The sequence below is a fragment of the Acinetobacter sp. FDAARGOS_724 genome (assembly GCF_013364475.1).
In the GTDB taxonomy this organism is placed as follows: Bacteria; Pseudomonadota; Gammaproteobacteria; order Pseudomonadales; family Moraxellaceae; genus Acinetobacter; species Acinetobacter variabilis.
Genome location: NZ_CP054908.1, coordinates 104,301 through 129,875, shown reverse-complemented (window position 1 = coordinate 129,875; position 25,575 = coordinate 104,301). Strand labels below are relative to the sequence as shown.

Genomic DNA, 25,575 nt, shown 5'->3' with positions numbered 1-25,575 from the left:
TTTAGCAAAATAAATAGCACCATTTTTAGGGTTTTAGTTATGTAACGTTGAAGATTTGATAGGTTTGGCATTTTTAAAAGAAAAATGCAAAGCTGTTTATTTTTTAATTTTTAAAAATGCTGTTTGAGGGATGAACTCAAGTCTGGGTTCGTAGCGATGAGATCAACCATGATATTAATGCCTCTGGTCAAAGCCTGGTGGAAAGATCCAATTTTTAATAGCGCCGTATTTGCAGCTGTTATTTTGCATGTGATTTTTCTCACGCTGGAATTTGGTATGCCACAAGATCAGGAGAGCATGACTAAAGAAATTGCAGTCAGTATTCGTCAAACTGATGAAAAAATTGAGCATGCAGATTTTCTGGCTCAAACTGACCAGCAAGGTTCAGGTAAATTTCGTGAAGCACATCGTATGTCGAGCGATATGCCTGCACCGTTGATGGAGCAAAAGACCGGAGAAGAGCAGCAAGAAAGTCCGGATATGTTACAGCAACAGCGTGAATTAAGCTTTGAAGAAAAAGTGCTGATGACGACTTTAAGCTGGCAAAAACAGGCGGAAGAAAATCAGCGAAAAAAAATGCAGGAGCAGTTACAAAGTCAGTTTCAGGCCAAAGCTGCCATGGTAGCCAGTCTTGAAGCCCAATATCTGCAACGACAACAAAACTTCAGTCGTCAGCAAAAAATTAAAACCGTAGATGGCATCCAGTCCAAACAGGATGTCTCTGCTGCTTATCTGGAAAAATTCCGTCAAAAAGTGGAGTTCTATGGTAACCGCTATTATCCAGACGCGGCCAAACAGCAGAATCTGGCAGGAGAGGTGCGTTTGATGGTGATCTTGAACCAGAACGGCGGAATTCGTGCAATTCGGTTAATTGACAGTTCCGGACATAGCTTGCTAGATGAAGCTGCAAAATCTTCAGTACGCAAGGCAGCACCGTTCGGAGCATTTGATGCCAAGATGTCGGATATTTCCGAGTTACGAATCATTCGAACCTGGCGTTTTGATCCGGCTGAAGCGGAATTTGAGGTGCGTTAATCCGGGCGCTTCGCCTGTATATAACTACCTTGCTGAGTTCCATCGTCCCAGACTACATTTAAATGGTTTTCATCTATGGCTAGATATTTGGGAAATATCATCAAGTCCTGGTACTTTGGATCTGCTTTTAAGCCAATACACTCTTTATTTTACCACCATGTTCCTTCAGCAAATTGATCCAGAGCACCATAGGCCAGATACCATTTAAAGGTACCATCTGCTTGCAGAAGCAACTCCGAACCTAATTCCATAACTCCGTTTAAATAATAATGGCCTGCCCATAAGCTTTAGTTTTGTTGAAATTTGATTTTTGGGCACATGGGAATTGAGTGGGCATAAAGTAGTGAACACAGCCATGGAGAGAAAATAAGTAATGCAGTCGAGAACAATCTTTTCATTACGTTCTCCTAAAATTTTTGAAGCACAGTTCTTCGTTAAAGTTCATTATGTGCTTATGGATTTCTGGAAGAAATCATGAATGCGTAAGCAGATATTTTTTTAAAACTCTGTAAGCGTCCGCTGAATCCCATACCTATTTTTTAATTCGATTTAGGTTTCCAGCAGTGCGGCAGCAATTCTTCAATTTGGGTCACTTTGTGTGTCGGTAACCTTTTCAGCACATCACTTAAATAGGCATACGGATCCAAGCCATTCAGCTTTGCTGACTGGATTAAAGTCATGATGTTTGCCGCTCGCTGACCACTGCGCAGCGAACCTGCAAACAGCCAGTTCTTGCGTCCCAACGCCCAGGGACGCATCTGATTCTCTACCCAATTGTTGCATATCGGTAGATTGCCATCATCCAGATAGCGGCTTAAGGCTGGCCAACGCTTCAGAGTGTAATTGATAGCCTTGGCGGTGGGAGAACTCGATGGCACTGTCAGATGATGTTGGTTGAGCCATTCATATAGTTGTTGCATCACTGGTTGACTATGCTGTTGTCGGTATTCGCGGCGGTCTTCCGCTGTACCATCGGTCTTTTTCCTGAGTTCTGCTTCTATCGCATACAGTTTCTGAATCAGCACTAAGGCCTGTTCAGCAACCTGACTTTTCCCAGTTACATGCAGTTCATGGAATTTACGACGTGCATGGGCCATGCACCCCACCTCAATCACCTGGCCTGATTTAAAACGTGCTTTATAACCACTGTAATCATCACAGACTAGATAGCCCTGCCAGCCTTTCAAGAACTCTTCAGCATGCTGGCCTGAACGACTATCCTGAAAGTCATAGATCACCGCCTGAACTGGATTATACTGTGTGGTGGCATAGGCCCAGACATAACCTTTCTTCGGTTTTTTATTATTCTCACCCATCCGCATGATGGTGACCGGTGTTTCATCTGCATGCAGCACCCGCTGTTGCAGCACCACCTCTTTTAAGGCATTGGCCAGAGGTTCCAGTTCTACACCGCAGCGACCTATCCAATCAGATAAAGTGGATCTGGACAGATCAATGCCAGCCCGCTGATAGATCAGGCGCTGACGGTACAGCGGCAAATGATCGGCATACTTCGATACCAGCACATGGCTGAGCAATTCAGGTGAAGCAATGCCTTTATCAATCACATAGGCGGGCATCGCTTGCTGAGTTAGAGTGTCACACTGATCACAGACCCATTTACCACGCACATGCTGTTCCTTATAGAACTGTGCCGGTCTGAAATGCAGTTTTTCACTGACATCTTCGCCGATACGACGGAGTTGGCAGCCACAAGCACATTGGGTTGATGCAGGTTCATGCTCAATACGGATGGTGTGTAGATGATCTGGCAGTGGTCGACGTTTAGGTTTATTGGTTTTGGCTTTCTGTGTCGCTGCATTGGTTTTATCTGCATTTAGCCGTTCCAGTTCTAGATCAACCGCGGCAATATCTTCTTCAACCGCTTCATCCCAGAGATGGATTTGTTTTGCCGTTAAGTGTTCATTCTTTTGGGCGAATTTGTGCTTTTTAAACAGCGCCAGTTCATGCTCGTATTTTTGATTGAGAATAGAAAGATGTTGAACTTTGGCATCCAATTGTTGGTTTGATTGTGCTAGAGACTGATGCTGCAGCGCCAACTGCCTGGTGAATTCCAGCAGTTGTTCATGGGTCAGTTGGCTTAAGTCAGGCAGCGTATTCATGACCGCAGTATGCCTGAGGTCATGAGAAGAATGAAATAGAACGTTTGGAGAATAGCAGAATGGTCGAGCCTGGTTTAAAGCATCGTCACCACCTGCTGTCGTCCAATGCGCTGCCAGGGCAAACCTTGGATCAGTGCCTGTAACTGTTCCGGGCTGAGGGCCACGGTTTCACCTTGGTGAACTTGAGCCCAGTGAAATTTGCCCTGTTCCAGCCGCCGGGCACACAGCCAGATGCCCAATCCATCATGTACCAGCACTTTCATGCGATGGCCACGTTTATTACAGAACAGGTAAGCACAATGCGGTTTGATGTAGCCAAAGGCTCTCACCACCTGAGCCATGGTCGTATCCATACCTGCACGCATGTCCATGGGCTGAGTAGACAACCAGATTTCATCAATGCGGATCATGTTGCAAGTGCCTTGAGTAATTCTGCCAAGGCAGGTATTTCTGATGTCTGCCATTTTAGCTGAATATCATTATTCGTATGAGGCACGGTGATACACAACGTGATCCTCTCATCAATAGGTTGGCTGATTGCAGCAGTGTAAGGCAAAGCAATAAATGCTGGATTCACATGAGTAGGATCCTGCACGGCACCCTCATGATGGCTGAAGATCCTGATCCAACGACTGACAAGGTTGGCATTAATACTATGTTGCAGTGTGACCGAAGCGATCGAGGTATTAGGATTTTTGCAGGCATTGACAATACTGAGTTTGAATTCTTTGCTGTATTTTCGGCGTTTTTTAGCAACAGGAGGTGTTGCTGAATATATATCCATGTTCATGGATTAAGTCCCCACTTGTTTTTAGGTGGGAACTAAATTAAGGCTTATAGGATCGCTTGGTAAGGCTGTGTTAGCCGGATGCTTACAAAACTCTGTATCTAAGAACAGATCAAGAAAAAAATAAATAAGGATCGATGAGTATTTAATTTAAATGTGCATCATAGCGCCGTAAAACTTCACAGACTTCCACGCTGAAATATGTATATCAGCTATTTTTCCCTAGCTCTTGAGCAGCCTGATGTTCAGTATCTGCATGCCAGGCGCGAATATCATGAAGACTGTTCCAGTAAGAAAGCGCAATTTCCTGAGTACCTTCGGTTAGGGCTTCAAAATACTGGCACTGAAATTGTGAAAGGGCTCTTTCTCTCATTCGCTGGACTGTTTCAAAATAATACTGATCTAATTCTTTAATTTGCGCTTTGAAAATCACGACATATTTCATGAAGGTTTTTATTTTATTTCTTAAATTGAGCTTATTATGAAGTGAATAAAATGAAAAAAGCGAGCCTTGGCTCGCTTTTTAATTGTTGAATTTTAATCTCTTTCCAGATAAGGATTAGCAATACCCAGTTTGTCCAGAATCTCGATCTCAATGCCTTCCATTTCTTCAGCATCTTCCTCTGAAGTTTCATGGTCATAACCCATCAGATGCAAAGTGCCATGTACCAGCATATGGGTGAAATGGATCAGTGGAGCTTTGTCCTGTTCAGCAGCTTCACGCAGCACTACTGGAATACAAATCACCAGATCACCGATCGGGAAAGCATCCAGAATCTGTGCCATTTCATCTGGAAGTTCACTTGGAAAAGACAGGACATTGGTCGGTTTATCCTTGCCGCGATATTCCAGATTGAGTTTATGACTTTCATCATTATCGACACAGGCAATGCCAATTTCACAATCACTTTGGGTGCCGATATGACGCAAAGTGGTTTCTACAACTTTTTTAATATAGGCACGTTTCAGCACCAATTCTGGTGACTGAAAGTCCTGTTGCAGGGAGAGACTAAGTTTCAACGTGAATCCTTAAAAATTAAATAACAATGCAGCGTTAATGCTGTGCATCAGCCGCAGCATCATTCTCAGCTATCAAGGCTTCCTGACGGGCTTTACGCTCAGCACGAGCCTCGGCGCTTAAACGCTGCTGTTCACTGTCCCAGCCTTCATAGGCTTCAACAATTTTCTGAACCAGCTGGTGACGCACGACATCACGAGAATGGAAACGGGTAATATGAATCTCAGGGATTTTATCAATCACACGTAAGGCATGTGCCAGACCCGACTGCTGACCACGTGGTAAATCCACCTGAGTCACATCACCAGTAATCACTGCACGTGAACCAAACCCTAAACGGGTCAGGAACATCTTCATCTGTTCAGGTGTGGTGTTCTGGGCTTCATCCAGAATCACAAAAGAATGATTCAGGGTGCGACCACGCATATAGGCGAGCGGTGCAACTTCAATAATCTGACGTTCGATCAGCTTGGCCACTTTTTCAAAGCCGAGCATTTCATACAGGGCATCATAAAGGGGACGCAAATACGGGTCGATCTTCTGGGTTAAATCCCCCGGCAGGAATCCAAGTTTTTCACCCGCTTCAACTGCAGGACGAACCAGTAAGATACGCTGGATTTCATTACGCTCCAGCATATCTACAGCAGCCGCAACAGCGAGATAAGTTTTACCGGTACCCGCAGGGCCAATACCAAAGGAAATATCACTTTGCAGAATACGCTGTACATAACGTTTCTGGTTGGCACCGCGCGGATTGATTCGGCCTTTGCGAGTCTGCAGCCAGACATTGTCCAGACCGGTATGTTCCTGTTCTTCCAGGTTCTCCTGGAGTTCACGATCGGTCTGGCTACCTTGAATCATCATATGCAAAGTATCTGCACTGATCTGCTGGCTGTGTTCAGATTCTTCATGAAGACGTTGCAAGAGCATTTCGGCTCTCTCAACGGCATCGATTCCACCATCGATAAAGAAACTTTCACCTCGGTGGGAAATTTTGACGTCTAAACGTTGTTCAATTTGTTTCAAATGACCGTTATAGGCACCTAAGACGGCTTGTAAACGGTCCATCGAAATTCCAGGAAAAGCTACTGTACGTTGAATCGTTGCAGTCAAGAGTGTTCCTTTTAAAAGTGTACGTTATATGTTCTACATTACGCCACGTCAGGCTCAAGATTCAAGAGCTCACCGTAAACTAAATTTAAAGTTTTAATTTCGGTGATTTCGATCTCTGCAAAGCGTCCTACCCATGATGCATCTCCAATAAAGGTGACATAACGGGTGTTGTCTGCTGTACCGACCAGAATGTTCGGATCTTTATCAGAAACTTTCTCAACCAGTACACGTTGAACTGTACCGAGCATGGCATCTGTTTTACGAATACTGGACTGTTTAATCCAGCCCTGAACTTTGGCCAAACGTTCTTTTTTCACCTGTTCAGGTGTCGTATCTTCCAGCTCTGCGGCAGGGGTGCCCGGACGTTTGGAATAAACAAAACTATAAGAATGGTCGAAATCCAGATTTTGAATAAACTGATAGGTTTCTTCGAAGTTCTCATCGGTTTCGCCCGGGAAGCCGATAATAAAGTCTGAAGATAAATGCATGTCTGGGCGAACTTTACGTAGTTTCTCGATTTTCTCGATATACACATCAATGGTGTGGTTACGTTTCATCGCCTGTAAGACATCATTGGAACCGCTTTGTACTGGTAAATGCAGATGTGACACCATTTGTGGCAGGTCACGATAGCACTGGATCAGATCATCGTTGAATTCCAGTGGATGCGAAGTGGTATAACGAATACGACCAATACCCGGAATTTCTGCAACCAAGCGTAACAGATCGGCAAAAGTACAGATTTTACCGTCGAAGGTTTCACCGCGATAGCCATTTACGTTTTGACCGAGCAGCGAAATCTCACGCACGCCTTTTTCTGCCAAGCCAGCAATTTCTGCCAGAACGTCATCCAGTGGACGAGACACTTCTTCGCCACGTGTATATGGAACTACACAGAAAGAACAGTATTTTGAACAGCCTTCCATGATCGAAACAAAGGCTTTATAACCTTCAACACGTGGTTCAGGCAGGAAGTCAAATTTTTCGATATCCGGGAACGAAATATCCACCAGCTTGATTTTTTCTTTTTTCGGTTTTTCGACCTGCTCAAAATGCTGGTCCAGCATTTGCGGTAAACGGTGCAGGGTTTGCGGACCAAAAATCATGTCTACATAATTGGCACGTTTCTGGATATTGTCACCTTCCTGAGAAGCCACACATCCACCGACACCAATAATCAGATCCGGATTTTTTTCTTTCAGCTTGCGCCAGCGGCCCAATTCTGAGAATACTTTTTCTTGTGCCTTTTCACGGATCGAGCAGGTATTCATCAGCAGAATATCCGCTTCTTTAGGATCAGTGGTCAGCACATAGCCATGGGAATCGCCCAGCAGATCTGCCATACGGTGACTGTCATACTCATTCATCTGACACCCTTGCGTTTCGATATACAGTTTTTTAACTGAATCATCGATGGCTGGGGTGTGCGCTGGCTGGGTAACAGTGTTTTCTGAGGCAGCTGGGGCACCATTCGGAATGAAGGTTTGAACCGTCATGTAGGCTCCTACAAGGTAATACGTCGAAAGAGTGAACGAATAATCCGCTTGCATAGACAAACGGGTAAATAAAAATTCAATTCACGTTCTGAAATCTTTTAAAAGGCGCATATTTTAGCAGGAAAGTCGCTTAAACTTATAGCCTAAAATGCGGCTGGGAAAATATTGATTTATGGACAAAAAGTGTCTGAAAATTAATATTGTCTAATCATAAGGTTACATAAGTGAACAATACAGTGGGTTATAATTTTTCGGCTAACTCTTATGATAGGCAATAGGGGCTAGGCGAAAAATCGATGATAGAAGGCAAATTGATGTTTAAACACACTAAAAATATGAAGAAATATTATAAATTACTAAGCTTGAGTGTGGCATGTCTGTGTTCAATGAGTGCGCAGGCAGCAGAAGAACAATTTAATGATGCCTTACGCGCAGCAAATGCTGGAAATATCGGACAATTACAACAATATCAGTCTGCCATGCAAAATGATGCCTTGGGCTATTATCCTGAATACTGGATTCTGAACCAGAACCTTGGCTCCCAACCTGCCAGTCAAATTATCAGTTTCGCCCAACGCTATCCTCAATCGGCTATGGCAGAAAAACTTGCAGCCGATTATGTCGAAGAAAAAGTCAAAATGGCTGACTTTGCCACTGCACAACCTGTACTGCAATATGTTACCAATGCCGATCCGGCTGAAGCCTGTGCAGTTGCACAAGTCCGTGCTAAAAGTGGCGATCAGTTGGTTTATGCTGAATTTAAGGATGTCTGGCTGACCACAAACTCTCAACCTGAGTCTTGTACGGGCTTAGGACGAATGATGTTATCCAGTCCTCTAATGACCAATGAAGACCGCCAGCAGCGTTTGTGGGTGCAATTACGTGCTGGTCAGTCTGGACAGGCAATTGCCACTGCACAAGGTTTAGGGCTTAACCTGTCTCTAGCTCAGCTCAATACAATTCAGGCCAATCCAACCAATTACTTATGGTCAGCCCCTAAAAGTACTGCCACTGATCATGCCTATCTGATTTATGCGTTGGGGCGTCTGGCAGACAGTGATCTCGATTCAGCAATGTCCATTGTAAAACGTACTGCTGAAGGTAGGCCGGTACAAGTACAAAAAACACTATTCAGAACTGTTGGTTATATTGGCGGCACTACGGTAATGAAAAATAATTTTAACCGTGAAGTGCTGAACTATCTGGATGCCAGCTATGGTTTGCCATTTAGTCCAGAAGAAGCCGAAATTTATGCCCGTCAGGCGATTCGTTTTAGTGCCTGGGAAAGTCTGATTCGTGCCATTGATGCAATGAGTGTGAACCAGAAACAGGAAGACCGCTGGCAATACTGGCTGGCACGTGCCAGTGAACAGCGCACAGATCGCGCTTCAAAACAGGCAGCAGAAAGTATCTATAAAAAACTGGCGGTCGGTGAGGATTATCATAACCTGCTGGCGCGAGATAGATTAGGCCAATTAACGGCTTCTACACCGAATTCAGCACAGCCATCCAGTCAGGCCATGCAACGCCTGAACCAGGATATCCATTTCCGCCGTGCCTTTGCCTTACGTAATATTAATGCACCAGAGAATTATATTAACCGTGAATGGAACTGGGCAGTGCGTCAGGCTTATTTAAGAAAAGATGACGATTTACTGTTGGCAGCAGCCAAACGCGCGATGGATATGGGCTGGTATGACCGTGCCATTTATGCAGCGGATCGTACTGCGGACAAGCATAATTACAATTATCGTTATCCGATGCCACACCAGAATTATGTTGTGAGTCATAGCCGTAATGCCGGCATTGATGCTGCCTGGGCTTATGGTTTGATGCGTCAGGAAAGCCGGTTTAATACCGGCGCACGCTCTCATGTAGGTGCTGGTGGTTTGATGCAGATCATGCCGGACACCGCCAAACTGGTCGCTCGTCAAATGGGTGAGACCTATAACCCGGCGGCCTTAACCGATATGAACACCAATATCCGTTACGGAACTTACTATTTATCAACAATTCAGCGTCAATTGAGCAATAGTCCAGTACTGGCTACAGCAGGTTATAATGCCGGCCCGAACCGTGCTCGCCGTTGGCAACCCGAATTCCAAAGTATTGCTGCGGATCAATATACCGAAACCATTCCTTTACTGGAAACGCGAGATTATGTGAAACATGTCATGACGAACGCGACATATTACGGTATTTTATTGGGCCAGGGCGCACAATCGGTCGGTAAGCGTATGCAAGCCATTCCATTACGTAATACACCATAGCATTCAAAAAATCTAAGGGAAGGATAGTTTGTTGATCAAGGGAATAAGGGATGCTCAAATTTCTGCTGGATGGGCTGCACTTTTATTTTTAGCAGCAAGTCCAGCTGCCTTTGCATTGCCAACGGGTTATGTCATGGACATCCAGATGGTACCGGCACTTTGTAGTCTGGATCCGGCCTACAGTAAAAAAAGAAAATGTCTTGAAGGTTATTCCCTAAATATTTCTGGTCTCTATCCTCAAACCACATCGACACATTGCACTACTACCAGTTCTGCAAAGTTACCGCCTTTGCAGGCTAAAGTGGTGGCGCGTATCATGCCGGATGAAAATACCCGCGCATTGCTCTGGCATAATATTGGCGGCTGTATTCCGATGAATGCTACACAGTATTTTCGTACGGTGATCAATCATGCTGATCGTCTGAAAATTCCTGAAGAACTCACCGAGCAGGAAAGTCATACCGTTTCCATTGATATGCTGCGTTCAAAATTTCTGAAAATCAATCCGCAACTGCCTTCAACAGCATTGCGCTTTAACTGTCATCAGACCCGCGCATCTAGCCTGCTGACCTCGATTCAGGTCTGCTATAACGCCAATGGGGGCTATAAAGACTGTCCTGCAAACATTATTAATACATGTCCAAAAACTGTCACAATAAAAGGGACATACTAAGCCTTTTAGTCAAATTAATTTATATTTCCTATCATACTTTTGTTGAAATCCATTCTCTTTTACATGCATCTCGAAGAGGATTGGAGTACAATCTTTGCCGTTTATGATTATTAAGATTAGATAGAACAGCTATTTAATCATTATGACGATCCTCTCAATTGGAGATAATTACATGAAGCAACCTGTTCGCGTTGCCGTTACTGGCGCTGCTGGTCAAATTGGTTACAGCCTATTATTCCGTATCGCAAGCGGTGAAATGCTTGGTAAAGACCAACCAGTTATTCTTCAATTATTAGAAATTCCTGTTGAGAAAGCTCAGCAAGCGCTTAAAGGCGTAATGATGGAACTAGACGACTGTGCTTTCCCATTATTGGCGGGCATGATCGGTACTGATGATCCTAAAGTAGCTTTCAAAGATGCAGACTATGCTCTATTAGTTGGTTCACGTCCACGTGGTCCTGGTATGGAACGTGCTGACCTGCTTAAAGTAAACGGCGAAATCTTCATTGGTCAAGGCCAAGCACTGAACGAAGTTGCTAGCCGTGACGTTAAAGTTCTTGTTGTAGGTAATCCTGCGAACACTAACGCTTACATCGCTATGAAATCTGCTCCAGATCTTCCAGCGAAAAACTTCACAGCAATGTTACGTCTTGACCACAACCGTGCGTTAACTCAACTTGCTCAAAAAGCGGGTGTTGCAGTTTCTGACATCGAAAACATGACTGTTTGGGGTAACCACTCTCCAACTATGTATGCTGACTACCGTTTTGCTAACGTAAACGGCGAAAGCTTGAAAGACAAAATCAACGATGCAGCTTGGAACAAAGACGTATTCCTTCCAACTGTTGGTAAACGTGGTGCTGCGATTATCGAAGCACGTGGTTTGTCTTCTGCTGCTTCTGCTGCAAACGCTGCAATCGACCATATGCGCGATTGGGCTCTTGGCACAAACGGCAAATGGGTAACTATGGGTATTCCTTCTGACGGTTCTTATGGTATCCCTGAAGGCGTAATGTTCGGTTTCCCTGTAACTACTGAAAACGGTGAATACAAAATCGTTCAAGGTCTTGAAATTGACGAATTCAGCCGTGAACGTATCAACGTTACACTGAACGAGCTTGAAGAAGAGCGCGCTGCAGTTGCTGACATGATCAAATAATTTAATCTTTTAAGATTAAGTTAAAAAAGCACTCCATTTGGGGTGCTTTTTTATTGCTATTTCTACAAAATTTAAAGAACAAAAAATAACATCTTGTGAAGGAGGGACAACTGAACTTTGCGAGTAGCTCATCTAGTTTAATAAGAAGAATCATCAACAAAAGAGGAGGTACTGAGATGTTAGAGCAGCGACCTACCATGGAACTTTTTTTTGAGCAACTCGGCTTGGATTCAAGCCCGGAAGCAATCGATGAATTTATTAAAACCCATCAGATTGGGATGGATGTTCCCTTACATAAAGCTCCTTTCTGGACCAAAAACCAACATGATTTTCTGATTGGCCACTGGAAAGAAGATGATGACTGGGCAATTTTCGTAGATGTACTTAATGAGCAATTGCATATTGAGGCAGAAGGGAGTGGTTCTTGTGATCTGCCTTCTTCTAAGCATCAATAATATTTTCAAATCAATGAACTGATTATTTTTATGATGGAGTGAGCGAATGGTATTAGAACAGCAAGTGACTTTAGAATTATTATTTGAGCAATTAGGCTTGCCTGCTGATGAAGCATCAATTGATGAATTTACCAAAAATCATCAGCTACCATCAGAAGTGATTTTGCCGGATGCAGATTTCTGGAATGAGGGGCAAAGCGCTTTTCTTCGCGAACACTGGCATCAGGATGATGAATGGATCGTAATCATTGATAAACTGAACCAGCTTTTACATGTCGAAAGTGATAAAAAAGGCCCTGAAAGCAATTAAGGTTTCTTTATACAAAAAGACACAACAAAACCTAGTCCTTTGACTAGGTTTTTTTTATATTATCTTATAAGTTAGTCCTATAAATAACTACAATATATCTGATATATATAAGGAGGGCATATGCTCGGGAAGAACCAACCATCCTTAGAAATGTTATTTTCTCAACTCGGCCTAGCTAACAGCCCGGCGGCCATCGAGCTTTATGTGCGTACTCATCAGCTACCTGCCCATATGTCATTGCATGAAGCACCTTTCTGGAATAAGGCGCAGCGTTCGTTGCTAATTAACCTGAGTTCGACGAAATAAGCCTAGCTTTTAAGCATATTTTGCATGGAAGGCTTATTCGGATTCAGGCAATAAGCTACTACCGCTGCCATTATATTTACTAGAAAGTTATTTACCGAACGATGACGTGAATGTTCAATCTGATGTAAATTCTTCAATTGATCATTCACAGTTTCTATTAAACCTCGTCTTGCAAGTAATGCTTTTTCTTCCGCATTATGTAGTACTTTATTCTTCATATTCTGACGTGAAGGTGTCAGTAGTTTTAATCCTCTTGAAGCGAGTTCTTTAACCTTGGCTTTGCTCAGATAGCCTTTATCTCCAAGCAAAATACCTTTCAATTCTTGAGTGATCTCATCTAAAACTTTAATATCATGTACATTTCCTGAGGTTAGTTTTATTTTTATAATTTCACCTAGATTGTTGATAATAATGTGTAATTTAAATCCATAAAACCAACCTGTACAGCTTTTACCACGCTCAGCTAGACCTTTAAAAACACGATGTCTTTTTATTCTGAGATTGTGACATACAACCAGTTTTGTTGAATCGATAATACTTAGCCCTGTATCTTTACCTTTTATCTGATGAAAGAAAGAAGCTAATGCTTGCAAGCATTTAGGCATAATTTCAATAAATCGGTTGTAACTAATGAGTTTGGGAAAATATGATTTCCAAAATGGAATCAGCATTTGCTGATAGAAATATTTAAAAAAGCGAAAGCCTGATTGCTGAAACATAATGACGATGGTCATTGCCTCGGACAGACTTAGAGATGATTGTCTTTTCCTATATTTTTGCTTTGTGATGAGTACCTTTTCTAAAGATTCTTCGAAATTATTGCAGAAATCATCAATTGTGCAGAATAATTCGGTAATATGATCCATGAGAAAAGCCTTGTTTTTTAGATTTTGTCTTGATAACCAATATCTTATAAAAGCACAGGCTTTTCTTCTATTTTTTCTTACGTCGAACTCAGGTTAATTAGTCATCTGGTACAAGATGATGACTGGGCAATCTGGATTGATGAACTGAATCAGCAATTGCATCTGGATGCAGATCGACGCCGTCTGGCTTGAGTAAATTAAATTAATTCATAAAAAATGCCTCATCAATGTGAGGCATTTTTTATAAGAATAGATTTCGTTGTTCTAATGCATACGGCTACGCAGAATCTGAATAAACCATTCCAGTTGACGATATTCATCAAATGCCGGATGCTGGCCTACCAGTTCATGGTCAAAATGGGCCGTTTTGCTGTATTTATTTAACCAGTGACGAGTCATCGCAGGCTCTTTCTTACTGGCAGATGCATAAGCCAAGAAGAAATAAATATCCGCATGCTCATAATTGGTCATTGGTTTTAGAATCTGCTGGGTAATGAGCGCATAACGATCTTCTTTGGTCAGCTCAAAGTAGATCATATAGGCTTTGGCCAGGTGTAAAGACAGATTGATATACAAATCCAGTGGCATTTCTTCAAATTCAATCCGGCCTTGCTCCAGCAGAACGATCGCTTCTTGCAGGAAATGCACCTGCTCTTGACGTAACTGACTGATAGTCACCAGTTGCAGACGAAGATCAGCTCGTTCAAGCGCCAATTCAGGCGTATTGCCATTTAAAAATAGCTGATCTGTTTCACCAATGCGTGTAATGATCTCTTTGGGGGTTGGTCGCATGAACGCAGTCCTCATATCTCAATGATTGCTATATGAGGCTGAAAATTGAAATTTAAAGCGTGGAAAAAAGATTAGAGCAAATGGGTATCACTTCTTAGCCAGGCAGTGATTGATAAACGCTGGTGTTTGGCTTTTAAAACTTCATGCATTAAATCACTTTGGAAGAAGGCAATACGGTTTGGCTTAGGCTGGATAATATGCCATTGATCATTTTTATCCTGCAAATGTAGTTCGCCGCCCCAGTTATCTTGCCAATCATCATGTAAATAATAAACCGCAGAAATCATCCGACCATTCTTGCCTTGAGGATTATCGCGATGCAGGGCATAGAACTCACCTGCGTTATAGCAGGCAAAATGGGCTTCCACATCTTTAATGCCGAGGAAGAAAGCGCGGTTCAGCTCATGACCTAAGGCCTGTAAGGTTTGCACATGCTGGTTAGAAATTTCCAGATCTTCATTGAGCCAGAGAATGTGATCACTGCGGATATTGCTAACTACGCCATTCTGAATGGCTGCATCACGAAAGCGTTCCAGATTGCTGGTACATTCAGCAATCAGCTGTTCAACATAGGATGGGGTATAAGCATTGTCGATCATGCTAAAACCATACTGATCTAGATCATCAAGAATCTGATCAACTGGCCAGGTTGCCGGGAGTTGAACTGCTTCCATAGAAACTCACCTAGAAGGGTAAATTGGGGTCGCGCTATTCTATGTAAGAATCGGGTCTGAACGAAACTATTTTTCATGTTAAAATAGCGGTTGATATTAGGAATTAATGAAACATGAATTACCGTCACCATTACCATGCTGGCAACTTTGCCGATGTCATGAAGCATGTATTGCTGCTTCAATTATTGACTCGACTCAATGCAAAAGATAAACCATATCGCTATGTGGATACACATGGTGGTGCAGGTAAATATGATTTATCCACCTCTGAAGCACAAAAGTCAGGGGAATTCCTGAACGGTATTCATCGTCTGATCAAGCTGGATGATTCGGTCAAGCGTAATGCACCAGAAGGCGTACAACAATATTTAAAAATTGTTGAGAAAATGCGTGAAAACTTTGGTAAAGGTGCATATCCGGGTTCACCCTGGTTTGCGCTGGAAGGCATGCGTGAAATTGACAAGGCCACTATTTTTGAAATGCAGCGTGATGTGTTTCAGCAGCTACGTCATAACATTTTCGATAAACGTGCCGGTCTGCATGAGCGTGATGCGTATGAAGGCTTGCTCGCAGTCATTCCACCGAAAGAAAAACGTGGTCTGGTCATGATCGATCCGCCTTATGAGCTGGAGCGTAAAGACTTCCCTCAATTGGTTGAATTACTGGTTGCTGCTTATAAAAAATGGCCGACAGGCGTATTTGCAGTTTGGTACCCAATTAAAGACCGTGCCATGATTGAGCGTTTCGAGAAGAAAATGTTCAAGACCGGGATTCGCCGTCAGTTGGTATGTGAAATCTGTGTATGGCCAGATGATACGCCGGTGGGTTTAAATGGTTGTGGTTTACTGGTGATTAACCCACCTTGGAAGTTCTCTGAAGATGCAGACGAAGCGTTGCAATGGTTATTCCCGCATTTGCGTATGCAGGAAAATGGCGGTCATGCTGCAGTTCGTTGGTTAGTAGGCGAATAATATTTTAAAGATCGGGTCATAGTTAGGATCGACAAGAATGACAAGTACAAATAAGCCGGAACATGAATCTTCTAAAGATTTGCCATTTGATGGCATCACCTTCGAGGTGGAAGAGGTTGAGCATACCCAGGAAGGGCAAAGAGTTAAGCGTCGAGGTATCTATCTGTGGCCTAACCTGATTACAACCGCTGCGTTGTTATCAGGCTTTTACTCGATTATTGCCAGTATGAATGGCGAGTTTCAGCAAGCCATTTATGCGATTTTCCTGGCGGCCTTGTTTGATGGTCTCGATGGCCGTGTGGCACGTGCAATTGGGGCACAAAGTCCATTCGGTGAACAGTTTGACTCACTATCCGATATGCTGGCCTTCGGTGTAGCGCCAGCCATTCTCATGTATAGCTGGGGATTAAGTGGTTTAGGTCGTATCGGGCTGGCGGCATGTTTTGTCTATACCGCTTGTGCGGCTTTCCGTCTGGCACGCTTTAACGTTCAGATTGGCGTAGTGGACAAACGTTATTTTATTGGCGTTGCGAGTCCATTAGCAGCCGTCATTATTATTTCACTGGTTTGGGTGGGATTGGATTTCCCGGCTGTGTTTGATATTCGTGACTTTACTGTACAAATCATTAATGCTGCGATTATCGTAATCGTTGGCTTGTTGATGATTTCTAATATCAAATACTATTCATTTAAAACTGTAGAGCGTAGACGAGTACCGTTTTTCGTGTTGCCAATCGCAGTGTTTATCTTTGCAGCGATGACTTATAATATTCCGGTAGGGATTCTCGTGATCTCCGTCATCTATGCCTTGTCTGGTTTCCTTACAACCTTTATGGCAAAAAGACAGAGTACCTTATAACAATATAAAAATAAGGAGTTTGAGATGCAGTTTCTTCAAGATTTTCTAGATCGTTCGAAACAGCTGAATCAGACTCCTGCTGTTTCCCAGCATAATCTTGCCTATCATGGGCCAAACCAGAAATATAAAATTATTCATCAGGGCCTGACGCTTCCTGATCTGCCTGCACCCCTTCATTATCTTAACTTTTTGAGTATCATCGGTCAGCCTAATGCACCGATGTTGGCAAACCCGAGTGCTATTCAAACCAATGCACTGGATACAGTTACAGTAATCTGTAGTACCAGTCCGCATATGGCAGGACAATTAAATTGCTATTCAATCAAAAAGGATTGCAAGTTTCAGTATGGCCTGTTTCAGTTTCTGGATCGTGAAAAACTGACAGGCGACTTTCCGCATTTTCGTTTACAGCGTTTTGATTCTGAACTGAGCTTTGATCTCAGCATCCATACGACCAATCTGATTTCACACTTCACCCAAATGCGCTTTGCACTGGCTGATCATTGGTCTTTGCTCTGTTATTGTCAGGGTACCTTACATTATAAAGATCAGAAATATATTATTGAGAGCTTAGGTAGTTTTGAATTTGCACGCAGCTTTAATTTTCCCTATTTGCCTTTAGCCTTTCTGACTTATCAGATTATTAACCTGAGTGAAGGACGACAATTATTGCTGGCACAAATTCGGGATAGTCTGAACAGTATTGTGCAGTCACGAATTTATCTGCGTGACCTGAAAAATATGACCAGTCAAATGTTCGATCAAAAAGTCTATTTCAAGGTGCATCGGGTTTATCCGAGTGTGACTACCCCAAATGGGCAAAAGATGTATCTGCCGCGTGAGTTTGAGTGGTGCTATGAAGACGGCAAAGGAATGCAGATCTTGCTGCAGGGGCAAAGTCGGGGAGATTTCAAATTTGGTCTGGCTGCGGGTTATGTTGGAAGCTTTAATTACGAAGTCAGAATTAATGGCGAGACTGAGCATGGGGATGGGGGCTATTGTGAATATATAGATTGCCGCTCCTTGCGCTTTCAGGAACACAATAAAAAAGAGAAATTATTAAGTACATTGGCCAATCCTGTACCTTTAATGCTCAAGAAATAGGGAAAGTCGGCATTTTTGTAGAAATAATAATCAACTGAAGTATTTTCTTAAAAATAGGGGTTGCGCTTGTTTGGGATTGGTCTATAATGCACATCCATCGGCGGTGATGAAGATTAAAACTTCTGATAAAACAGTAACTTAGCATGAAATGGTTAAGTTGGGTTTTAGAAAGGAAGTTTAAAAATAATTTTCATTACTGGTTGACTTTCTAGAGATAGAGAGTAGTATAGCCGACCTAGCTTGCTACTGACGAAGTAGTAAGAAGATCATTAAGAGATTATGAAGAACAACTTGTGTGGATTTTTACTGGTTGATTGATCGAAATTATTTTCATTGATTGATTGGTTTGAATTACTCGAAGTTTATTTGAGCGAAATTTAAGTCAGGAAATTGATGAGCCAAGTTTAAGAGTTTTACTTATAAAACTCGAAATGATTTTAACTGAAGAGTTTGATCATGGCTCAGATTGAACGCTGGCGGCAGGCTTAACACATGCAAGTCGAGCGGGGATAGGGTGCTTGCACCTGATTCCTAGCGGCGGACGGGTGAGTAATGCTTAGGAATCTGCCTATTAGTGGGGGACAACGTTCCGAAAGGGACGCTAATACCGCATACGTCCTACGGGAGAAAGCAGGGGATCTTCGGACCTTGCGCTAATAGATGAGCCTAAGTCGGATTAGCTAGTTGGTGGGGTAAAGGCCTACCAAGGCGACGATCTGTAGCGGGTCTGAGAGGATGATCCGCCACACTGGGACTGAGACACGGCCCAGACTCCTACGGGAGGCAGCAGTGGGGAATATTGGACAATGGGGGGAACCCTGATCCAGCCATGCCGCGTGTGTGAAGAAGGCCTTTTGGTTGTAAAGCACTTTAAGCGAGGAGGAGGCTTACCTGGTTAATACCCGGGATAAGTGGACGTTACTCGCAGAATAAGCACCGGCTAACTCTGTGCCAGCAGCCGCGGTAATACAGAGGGTGCAAGCGTTAATCGGATTTACTGGGCGTAAAGCGCGCGTAGGTGGCTAATTAAGTCAAATGTGAAATCCCCGAGCTTAACTTGGGAATTGCATTCGATACTGGTTAGCTAGAGTATGGGAGAGGATGGTAGAATTCCAGGTGTAGCGGTGAAATGCGTAGAGATCTGGAGGAATACCGATGGCGAAGGCAGCCATCTGGCCTAATACTGACACTGAGGTGCGAAAGCATGGGGAGCAAACAGGATTAGATACCCTGGTAGTCCATGCCGTAAACGATGTCTACTAGCCGTTGGGGCCCTTGAGGCTTTAGTGGCGCAGCTAACGCGATAAGTAGACCGCCTGGGGAGTACGGTCGCAAGACTAAAACTCAAATGAATTGACGGGGGCCCGCACAAGCGGTGGAGCATGTGGTTTAATTCGATGCAACGCGAAGAACCTTACCTGGCCTTGACATACAGAGAACTTTCCAGAGATGGATTGGTGCCTTCGGGAACTCTGATACAGGTGCTGCATGGCTGTCGTCAGCTCGTGTCGTGAGATGTTGGGTTAAGTCCCGCAACGAGCGCAACCCTTTTCCTTATTTGCCAGCACTTTGGGTGGGAACTTTAAGGATACTGCCAGTGACAAACTGGAGGAAGGCGGGGACGACGTCAAGTCATCATGGCCCTTACGGCCAGGGCTACACACGTGCTACAATGGTCGGTACAAAGGGTTGCTACTGCGCGAGCAGATGCTAATCTCAAAAAGCCGATCGTAGTCCGGATCGCAGTCTGCAACTCGACTGCGTGAAGTCGGAATCGCTAGTAATCGCGGATCAGAATGCCGCGGTGAATACGTTCCCGGGCCTTGTACACACCGCCCGTCACACCATGGGAGTTTGTTGCACCAGAAGTAGGTAGTCTAACCGCAAGGAGGACGCTTACCACGGTGTGGCCGATGACTGGGGTGAAGTCGTAACAAGGTAGCCGTAGGGGAACCTGCGGCTGGATCACCTCCTTAACGAAAGATTGACGATTGGTAAGAATCCACAACAAGTTGTTCTTCATGACGATGTATCTGAGGGTCTGTAGCTCAGTTGGTTAGAGCACACGCTTGATAAGCGTGGGGTCACAAGTTCAAGTCTTGTCAGACCCACCACTCCTGACGAAGCAAGTAATTGCAGAGTAAAGCAGAAAATCAGAACATTGAATCCTATATGATAAGCTGGGGACTTAGCTTAGTTGGTAGAGCGCCTGCTTTGCACGCAGGAGGTCAGGAGTTCGACTCTCCTAGTCTCCACCACTCATTGCGATGCAATGAGTTAAACATTAAGCAAACGGTTTGATAGCTTATAGAGCTTAGTAAGAAAGCGGCGTATAATACGCGGCATTGTTATTAATCTCTGTGATTTATCACAGTAATGCAGTCCGACGAGGATGCATTAAATCATTAACAGAATATATTTGAGTTGAAATAATTTGTTCATACTCATACAAGAGCGGAAACAAGAGATCGCAAGATTGATTGTTGAAGTGATTGAATGAGAACTAGCGAAATTAACTGAATCAAGCGTTTTGGTATATGAATCTAATTGAAGCTGTACAGTGATTAAGTTCACAAGATCGCAAACAACTACGTTGCTACACTGACTTGTAGGTGTAACGACTGTTTGGGGTTGTATAGTCAAGTAATTAAGTGCATGTGGTGGATGCCTTGGCAGTCAGAGGCGAAGAAAGACGTGATAGCCTGCGAAAAGCTCCGGGGAGGCGGCAAATATCCTGTGATCCGGAGATGTCTGAATGGGGGAACCCACCGGCTATAAGGTCGGTATCATAAACTGAATACATAGGTTTATGAGGCGAACGCGGAGAAGTGAAACATCTCAGTATCCGTAGGAAAAGAAATCAATTGAGATTCCCTCAGTAGCGGCGAGCGAAAGGGGAACAGCCCATTAAGTCATATCAGTTTTAGTGGAATGCTCTGGGAAGTGCAACCATAGTGGGTGATAGTCCTGTACACGAAAGGGCTGATATGATGATGTCGAGTAGGGCGAGGCACGTGAAACCTTGTCTGAATATAGGGGGACCATCCTCTAAGGCTAAATACTCCTGACTGACCGATAGTGAACCAGTACCGTGAGGGAAAGGCGAAAAGAACCCCTGTGAGGGGAGTGAAATAGATCCTGAAACCGCATGCATACAAGCAGTGGGAGCCACTTCGTGTGGTGACTGCGTACCTTTTGTATAATGGGTCAGCGACTTATATTCAGTAGCGAGGTTAACCGCATAGGGGAGCCGTAGAGAAATCGAGTCTTAATAGGGCGTATAGTTGCTGGGTATAGACCCGAAACCGGGTGATCTATCCATGAGCAGGTTGAAGGTTGGGTAACACTAACTGGAGGACCGAACCCACTGTCGTTGAAAAGCCAGGGGATGACTTGTGGATAGGGGTGAAAGGCTAATCAAACTCGGTGATAGCTGGTTCTCCCCGAAAGCTATTTAGGTAGCGCCTCGGACGAATACCATTGGGGGTAGAGCACTGTTTCGGCTAGGGGGTCATCCCGACTTACCAAACCGATGCAAACTCCGAATACCAATGAGTACTATCCGGGAGACAGACTGCGGGTGCTAACGTCCGTAGTCAAGAGGAAAACAATCCAGACCGCCAGCTAAGGTCCCTAAATCATAGTTAAGTGGGAAACGATGTGGGAAGGCATAGACAGCTAGGAGGTTGGCTTAGAAGCAGCCACCCTTTAAAGAAAGCGTAATAGCTCACTAGTCGAGTCGGCCTGCGCGGAAGATGTAACGGGGCTAAAACTATGTACCGAAGCTGCGGATTTGCAATTTATTGCAAGTGGTAGGGGAGCGTTCTGTAAGCCGATGAAGGTGGATTGAGAAGTCTGCTGGAGGTATCAGAAGTGCGAATGCTGACGTGAGTAACGACAAAACGGGTGAAAAACCCGTTCGCTGAAAGACCAAGGGTTCCAGTCCAACGTTAATCGGGGCTGGGTGAGTCGACCCCTAAGGCGAGGCCGAGAGGCGTAGTCGATGGGAAATTGGTTAATATTCCAATACTTCAGTGTAATGCGATGAGAGGACGGAGAAGGTTAAGTCAGCCTGGCGTTGGTTGTCCAGGTGGAAGACAGTAGGCATGCATCTTAGGCAAATCCGGGGTGCTCTATGCTGAGAGTTGATAGCAAGCCAGTTTACTGGTGAAGTGGCTGATACCATACTTCCAGGAAAAGTCTCTAAGCTTCAGTTACACTGGAATCGTACCCGAAACCGACACAGGTGGTCAGGTCGAGTAGACCAAAGCGCTTGAGAGAACTCTGCTGAAGGAACTAGGCAAAATGGTACCGTAACTTCGGGAGAAGGTACGCTGCCGGCGGTGATAGGACTTGCTCCTTGAGCTGTTGGCAGCCTCAGAAACCAGGCCGCTGCAACTGTTTATTAAAAACATAGCACTCTGCAAACACGAAAGTGGACGTATAGGGTGTGATGCCTGCCCGGTGCTGGAAGGTTAATTGATGGGGTTAGCGTAAGCGAAGCTCTTGATCGAAGCCCCAGTAAACGGCGGCCGTAACTATAACGGTCCTAAGGTAGCGAAATTCCTTGTCGGGTAAGTTCCGACCTGCACGAATGGCATAATGATGGCGGCGCTGTCTCCAGCAGAGGCTCAGTGAAATCGAATTCGCCGTGAAGATGCGGTGTACCCGCGGCTAGACGGAAAGACCCCGTGAACCTTTACTGCAGCTTGACATTGAACTTTGATCTTACTTGTGTAGGATAGGTGGGAGGCTTTGAAGTGGTGACGCTAGTTGCCATGGAGCCGTCCTTGAAATACCACCCTGGTAATATTGAGGTTCTAACTCTGCTCCCTGATCGGGAGCGAGGACCATGTCTGGTGGGTAGTTTGACTGGGGCGGTCTCCTCCTAAAGAGTAACGGAGGAGTACGAAGGTGCGCTCAGCGTGGTCGGAAATCACGCGTAGAGTATAAAGGCAAAAGCGCGCTTAACTGCGAGACCCACAAGTCGAGCAGGTACGAAAGTAGGTCTTAGTGATCCGGTGGTTCTGTATGGAAGGGCCATCGCTCAACGGATAAAAGGTACTCTGGGGATAACAGGCTGATACCGCCCAAGAGTTCATATCGACGGCGGTGTTTGGCACCTCGATGTCGGCTCATCTCATCCTGGGGCTGAAGCAGGTCCCAAGGGTATGGCTGTTCGCCATTTAAAGAGGTACGCGAGCTGGGTTTAGAACGTCGTGAGACAGTTCGGTCCCTATCTACCGTGGGCGCTGGAAATTTGAGAGGATCTGCTCCTAGTACGAGAGGACCAGAGTGGACGAACCTCTGGTGTACCGGTTGTGACGCCAGTCGCATCGCCGGGTAGCTATGTTCGGAAGGGATAACCGCTGAAAGCATCTAAGCGGGAAGCCTACCTCAAGATAAGATTTCCCCGAGACTTTATGTCTCCTAAAGAGCCGTTGAAGACTACGACGTTGATAGGTTGGATGTGGAAGCATAGCGATATGTGAAGCTGACCAATACTAATTGCTCGTGAGGCTTGACTATACAACACCCAAGCAGTTGTATATAAAGCATCAATTGATTTCATATTGATCTAACGATCAGACGAAGCCTTGATTTAGTTAAGCTAATCGAACAAACTACTGCGACTCAGATACATCTGTTAATGCATTCTATTTGAAGAAAGCTAGGCAAACGAAGCGCAAGCAACGTAGATAAGACCATAGCGAGTAATCATACCAGTTGTGCTGGCGACCATAGCAAGAGTGAACCACCTGATCCCTTCCCGAACTCAGAAGTGAAACCTCTTAGCGCTGATGGTAGTGTGGGGTCTCCCATGTGAGAGTAAGTCATCGCCAGCTCATTATTCCAAAAGCCCTCTGCTCACGCAGGGGGCTTTTTTTATGCGTGGGGTTTAAATAGTTACAACTTTTTCTATTGATATTTTCTGATCTAAAAAATGAGTTAAGGAGTAATAAGGAGCAGCCAAAACTTCAGAGCTATTAGCTGCACCATATTGTTTGAAGTAATTAAATTTTATCTATCAATACTTCTTTAATATATTTAAGAATTTTCAATTATTTCCTGTTGATCAAGCTGACGACGAGCATGTTTAAATGCTGTTCTTAGTCCTTCTTCTAAAGTCGGATGATAGTAAGGCTTTGCCAGAATCTGATGAATATCTTGCTCTGCATCAATCATCCAGGCTAGCATGTGTGCTAGATGTTCGGCTTGAGGACAGAATAGTTCGGCGCCTAATAATTTTCCTGACTTTTTATCTATATATACTTCAGCTCCACCTTTATTTTCAGCAAGGATTAATGCGCGTCCCTGTCTTTCATAAGATACAAAGCCTCTAATATATTCTGCATTTTTTTCCTCTAACTGTTTGTAACTTTGTCCAATAATCGCCATTTCTGGTTGGCTAAATACGATTGCCAAAGGAGTTAGGGTAGAAATAGGTTGAACATCTGGAAAATTTAAGCAGTTTTGGACTACTTCTTTACCATTATGGGCAGCTTCATGTTGAATTGGGACATCAGGGGCTGCATCTCCAACAATAAAAATGGGTAAGTTTTCTAATTGTTTGGTTTTTTTATTGATAGGTAGCTTTTTAACATCATGGAATTCAGGATTAATTTTCTCTAAATCTAATCGATCCAAATTAGAGCTACGACCAGTGGCTGAGAGTACATAATCTACTTCAATACTTTGCTTTTGATCATTCTCTATATAGTCAATTTTTACCTGATCATTAAGGAGTTTGACTTGATCAGGTAAAGTTTTAAATTTGATAGTCAGTTCGTTATTTAACTGCTCTCTAACCAAAGCTTGTAGAGTTGGACTAGTGAGTACACCTATTTTCTGACTACGAGCAAACATAGTAGTACGCACTCCTAAACGTTGCATGGCTTGAGCCAATTCAATTGCAATAACGCCACTACCAATCACTGCTAAGGATTTGGGTAAATATGAAAGCTCAAAGATTTCATCAGAAGTCAGGAGTTTATCGCCTAGTTCATTTTTTAAGGTGTCATCAAAATTTGGTCGAGAGCCTACTGCAATAATAAAACTTTTAGCTTTATAAGATTTTCCGTCTACTTGGACTGTTTGAGCATTAGTAAATTTTGCGTGCCCAGATACTTTATGGACTGAATCCCATTGTTCTACTTCTTTTAAAGTGGCCCGAATATAATGATCGCGAAGCTTATGCAGGCGATCCATAACGATGGAGGTATTTATTACTGCATCATGCTCTAATCCGAGATTTTCTGCAGTTTTAATCTCATGCATACGATTAGCAGAAGAAATTAGAAGCTTGCTCGGCATACAGCCTACACGAGCACATGTAGTCTCCCATGAACCAGCATTAATAATTAAAATATTTTGGGTATATTTAATAGCTTCTTTATAAGCACTGATTCCTGCTGTGCCTGCACCGATAATAATAATGTCATACATAAATTGCTTACCAATTCTCAGAACATGAATATTTATATGCATGATTTACAATGTTTCTGATGTAAATTATGTAACTAGATTGCTTATTTTTGATATTTTGAGTAAATTTTGTGTAAAA

20 protein-coding genes, 2 tRNA genes, 3 rRNA genes and 3 pseudogenes are annotated in these 25,575 nt (G+C 43.8%); 16 read left to right on the top strand and 12 right to left on the bottom strand.

Features of this window, described 5'->3' with window-relative positions; genetic code table 11:
- Nucleotides 1-177: 177 nt before the first annotated feature.
- On the top strand, nt 178-1,035 hold the full coding sequence (locus tag FOC32_RS01860; protein WP_171065445.1) for an energy transducer TonB: 858 nt from the start codon (nt 178-180) through the stop codon (nt 1,033-1,035).
- On the opposite strand, the pseudogene FOC32_RS01855 reads toward FOC32_RS01860, so the two are convergent.
- The 8 genes and pseudogenes from FOC32_RS01855 to miaB form a co-directional block, all read right to left on the bottom strand.
- Nucleotides 1,032-1,433: pseudogene (locus FOC32_RS01855) on the bottom strand (hypothetical protein). The gene FOC32_RS01860 and the pseudogene FOC32_RS01855 overlap by 4 nt on opposite strands.
- A gap of 141 nt (nt 1,434-1,574) precedes the next feature.
- On the bottom strand, nt 1,575-3,158 hold the full coding sequence (locus tag FOC32_RS01850; protein WP_005080957.1) for an IS66-like element ISAba25 family transposase: 1,584 nt from the start codon (nt 3,156-3,158) through the stop codon (nt 1,575-1,577).
- A gap of 74 nt (nt 3,159-3,232) precedes the next feature.
- On the bottom strand, nt 3,233-3,568 hold the full coding sequence (gene tnpB, locus FOC32_RS01845) for an IS66 family insertion sequence element accessory protein TnpB (RefSeq protein ID WP_000618091.1): 336 nt from the start codon (nt 3,566-3,568) through the stop codon (nt 3,233-3,235).
- On the bottom strand, nt 3,565-3,948 hold the full coding sequence (locus tag FOC32_RS01840) for a transposase (RefSeq protein WP_005233700.1): 384 nt from the start codon (nt 3,946-3,948) through the stop codon (nt 3,565-3,567). The genes tnpB and FOC32_RS01840 overlap by 4 nt, the downstream gene beginning before the upstream one ends.
- Nucleotides 3,949-4,153: 205 nt before the next feature.
- Nucleotides 4,154-4,390, bottom strand: coding sequence for an antibiotic biosynthesis monooxygenase family protein (locus FOC32_RS01835; protein WP_175966100.1), 237 nt, complete (start codon nt 4,388-4,390; stop codon nt 4,154-4,156).
- A 92-nt stretch (nt 4,391-4,482) separates the two neighbouring features.
- Nucleotides 4,483-4,965, bottom strand: a complete 483-nt coding sequence (ybeY, locus tag FOC32_RS01830; RefSeq protein ID WP_175966099.1) for an rRNA maturation RNase YbeY — start codon at nt 4,963-4,965, stop codon at nt 4,483-4,485.
- A gap of 34 nt (nt 4,966-4,999) precedes the next feature.
- Nucleotides 5,000-6,076 carry a PhoH family protein gene (locus FOC32_RS01825; RefSeq protein ID WP_175966097.1) on the bottom strand — a complete coding sequence of 359 codons (1,077 nt, stop codon included), beginning with the start codon at nt 6,074-6,076 and terminating at the stop codon, nt 5,000-5,002.
- A gap of 38 nt (nt 6,077-6,114) precedes the next feature.
- Nucleotides 6,115-7,572 (bottom strand): tRNA (N6-isopentenyl adenosine(37)-C2)-methylthiotransferase MiaB, encoded by a 1,458-nt coding sequence (miaB, locus tag FOC32_RS01820; RefSeq protein ID WP_175966095.1) that lies wholly within the window; start codon nt 7,570-7,572, stop codon nt 6,115-6,117.
- Nucleotides 7,573-7,907: 335 nt separating this feature from the next.
- On the opposite strand from miaB, the gene FOC32_RS01815 reads away from it, so the two are divergent.
- The 6 genes and pseudogenes from FOC32_RS01815 to FOC32_RS01790 form a co-directional block, all read left to right on the top strand.
- Nucleotides 7,908-9,842: a lytic transglycosylase domain-containing protein gene (locus tag FOC32_RS01815; RefSeq protein ID WP_392389698.1), complete on the top strand. Its 1,935-nt coding sequence runs from the start codon at nt 7,908-7,910 to the stop codon at nt 9,840-9,842.
- Between the two features lie 34 nt (nt 9,843-9,876).
- Nucleotides 9,877-10,515, top strand: a complete 639-nt coding sequence (locus FOC32_RS01810; RefSeq protein WP_175968133.1) for a ribonuclease I — start codon at nt 9,877-9,879, stop codon at nt 10,513-10,515.
- Nucleotides 10,516-10,687: 172 nt separating this feature from the next.
- Entirely contained in the window at nt 10,688-11,674 is a 987-nt protein-coding gene (locus FOC32_RS01805; protein ID WP_004786815.1) for a malate dehydrogenase, read from the top strand.
- Nucleotides 11,675-11,850: 176 nt separating this feature from the next.
- On the top strand, nt 11,851-12,129 hold the full coding sequence (locus FOC32_RS01800; RefSeq protein ID WP_005233810.1) for a DUF2789 family protein: 279 nt from the start codon (nt 11,851-11,853) through the stop codon (nt 12,127-12,129).
- A 46-nt stretch (nt 12,130-12,175) separates the two neighbouring features.
- A complete protein-coding gene (locus FOC32_RS01795) occupies nt 12,176-12,439 on the top strand; it encodes a DUF2789 family protein (protein WP_175966091.1) in 264 nt (87 codons plus the stop codon).
- 120 nt (nt 12,440-12,559) lie between these two features.
- Nucleotides 12,560-12,727: pseudogene (locus tag FOC32_RS01790) on the top strand (DUF2789 family protein); the annotation flags it as partial.
- A 20-nt stretch (nt 12,728-12,747) separates the two neighbouring features.
- On the opposite strand, the gene FOC32_RS01785 reads toward FOC32_RS01790, so the two are convergent.
- Complete coding sequence (locus tag FOC32_RS01785; protein ID WP_175966088.1) at nt 12,748-13,611, bottom strand: IS982 family transposase; 864 nt, start codon at nt 13,609-13,611, stop codon at nt 12,748-12,750.
- A 93-nt stretch (nt 13,612-13,704) separates the two neighbouring features.
- On the opposite strand from FOC32_RS01785, the pseudogene FOC32_RS01780 reads away from it, so the two are divergent.
- Nucleotides 13,705-13,803: pseudogene (locus tag FOC32_RS01780) on the top strand (DUF2789 domain-containing protein); the annotation flags it as partial.
- 72 nt (nt 13,804-13,875) lie between these two features.
- On the opposite strand, the gene FOC32_RS01775 reads toward FOC32_RS01780, so the two are convergent.
- A complete protein-coding gene (locus FOC32_RS01775) occupies nt 13,876-14,403 on the bottom strand; it encodes a hypothetical protein (RefSeq protein ID WP_175966086.1) in 528 nt (175 codons plus the stop codon).
- Nucleotides 14,404-14,474: 71 nt separating this feature from the next.
- Nucleotides 14,475-15,077: a 2OG-Fe(II) oxygenase gene (locus tag FOC32_RS01770; RefSeq protein ID WP_175966084.1), complete on the bottom strand. Its 603-nt coding sequence runs from the start codon at nt 15,075-15,077 to the stop codon at nt 14,475-14,477.
- Between the two features lie 113 nt (nt 15,078-15,190).
- Here FOC32_RS01770 and FOC32_RS01765 point away from each other — a divergent pair, with 113 nt between their 5' ends.
- The 8 genes from FOC32_RS01765 to rrf all read left to right on the top strand — a co-directional run bounded on the left by FOC32_RS01765 (nt 15,191) and on the right by rrf (nt 23,857).
- Complete coding sequence (locus FOC32_RS01765; RefSeq protein WP_004786802.1) at nt 15,191-16,048, top strand: 23S rRNA (adenine(2030)-N(6))-methyltransferase RlmJ; 858 nt, start codon at nt 15,191-15,193, stop codon at nt 16,046-16,048.
- 37 nt (nt 16,049-16,085) lie between these two features.
- Nucleotides 16,086-16,907 (top strand): CDP-diacylglycerol--serine O-phosphatidyltransferase, encoded by an 822-nt coding sequence (pssA, locus tag FOC32_RS01760; RefSeq protein WP_175966082.1) that lies wholly within the window; start codon nt 16,086-16,088, stop codon nt 16,905-16,907.
- Between the two features lie 24 nt (nt 16,908-16,931).
- The gene (locus tag FOC32_RS01755) at nt 16,932-18,011 is read left to right on the top strand and encodes a DUF6670 family protein (RefSeq protein ID WP_175966080.1); all 1,080 of its coding nucleotides are present in this window, start codon (nt 16,932-16,934) and stop codon (nt 18,009-18,011) included.
- 438 nt (nt 18,012-18,449) lie between these two features.
- A 16S ribosomal RNA gene (locus tag FOC32_RS01750) occupies nt 18,450-19,987 on the top strand.
- A 61-nt stretch (nt 19,988-20,048) separates the two neighbouring features.
- Nucleotides 20,049-20,125 (top strand) — tRNA-Ile (locus tag FOC32_RS01745).
- A gap of 68 nt (nt 20,126-20,193) precedes the next feature.
- Nucleotides 20,194-20,269: transfer RNA gene (locus tag FOC32_RS01740), tRNA-Ala, on the top strand.
- A gap of 379 nt (nt 20,270-20,648) precedes the next feature.
- Nucleotides 20,649-23,540: ribosomal RNA gene (locus tag FOC32_RS01735) — 23S ribosomal RNA — on the top strand.
- Between the two features lie 202 nt (nt 23,541-23,742).
- A 5S ribosomal RNA gene (rrf, locus tag FOC32_RS01730) occupies nt 23,743-23,857 on the top strand.
- The 16S, 23S and 5S rRNA genes sit together here with 2 tRNA genes alongside, the layout of an rRNA operon.
- A gap of 202 nt (nt 23,858-24,059) precedes the next feature.
- Here the strand turns inward: rrf and FOC32_RS01725 are convergent.
- Entirely contained in the window at nt 24,060-25,457 is a 1,398-nt protein-coding gene (locus FOC32_RS01725) for a dihydrolipoyl dehydrogenase (RefSeq protein ID WP_175968131.1), read from the bottom strand.
- Between the last annotated feature and the right edge of the window lie 118 nt (nt 25,458-25,575).

Bases quoted from the DNA above. Each gene is read 5' to 3' on its own strand.
- FOC32_RS01815 (WP_392389698.1), top strand. From the start codon at position 7,908: ATGAAGAAATATTATAAATTACTAAGCTTGAGTGTGGCATGTCTGTGT.
- FOC32_RS01755 (WP_175966080.1), top strand. From the start codon at position 16,932: ATGCAGTTTCTTCAAGATTTTCTAGATCGTTCGAAACAGCTGAATCAG.
- FOC32_RS01800 (WP_005233810.1), top strand. From the start codon at position 11,851: ATGTTAGAGCAGCGACCTACCATGGAACTTTTTTTTGAGCAACTCGGC.
- FOC32_RS01770 (WP_175966084.1), bottom strand. From the start codon at position 15,077: ATGGAAGCAGTTCAACTCCCGGCAACCTGGCCAGTTGATCAGATTCTT.
- miaB (WP_175966095.1), bottom strand. From the start codon at position 7,572: ATGACGGTTCAAACCTTCATTCCGAATGGTGCCCCAGCTGCCTCAGAA.
- FOC32_RS01860 (WP_171065445.1), top strand. From the start codon at position 178: ATGCCTCTGGTCAAAGCCTGGTGGAAAGATCCAATTTTTAATAGCGCC.
- pssA (WP_175966082.1), top strand. From the start codon at position 16,086: ATGACAAGTACAAATAAGCCGGAACATGAATCTTCTAAAGATTTGCCA.
- tnpB (WP_000618091.1), bottom strand. From the start codon at position 3,568: ATGATCCGCATTGATGAAATCTGGTTGTCTACTCAGCCCATGGACATG.
- FOC32_RS01840 (WP_005233700.1), bottom strand. From the start codon at position 3,948: ATGAACATGGATATATATTCAGCAACACCTCCTGTTGCTAAAAAACGC.
- FOC32_RS01765 (WP_004786802.1), top strand. From the start codon at position 15,191: ATGAATTACCGTCACCATTACCATGCTGGCAACTTTGCCGATGTCATG.
- FOC32_RS01775 (WP_175966086.1), bottom strand. From the start codon at position 14,403: ATGCGACCAACCCCCAAAGAGATCATTACACGCATTGGTGAAACAGAT.
- FOC32_RS01850 (WP_005080957.1), bottom strand. From the start codon at position 3,158: ATGAATACGCTGCCTGACTTAAGCCAACTGACCCATGAACAACTGCTG.
- FOC32_RS01835 (WP_175966100.1), bottom strand. From the start codon at position 4,390: ATGAAATATGTCGTGATTTTCAAAGCGCAAATTAAAGAATTAGATCAG.
- FOC32_RS01725 (WP_175968131.1), bottom strand. From the start codon at position 25,457: ATGTATGACATTATTATTATCGGTGCAGGCACAGCAGGAATCAGTGCT.
- FOC32_RS01805 (WP_004786815.1), top strand. From the start codon at position 10,688: ATGAAGCAACCTGTTCGCGTTGCCGTTACTGGCGCTGCTGGTCAAATT.
- FOC32_RS01795 (WP_175966091.1), top strand. From the start codon at position 12,176: ATGGTATTAGAACAGCAAGTGACTTTAGAATTATTATTTGAGCAATTA.
- FOC32_RS01785 (WP_175966088.1), bottom strand. From the start codon at position 13,611: ATGGATCATATTACCGAATTATTCTGCACAATTGATGATTTCTGCAAT.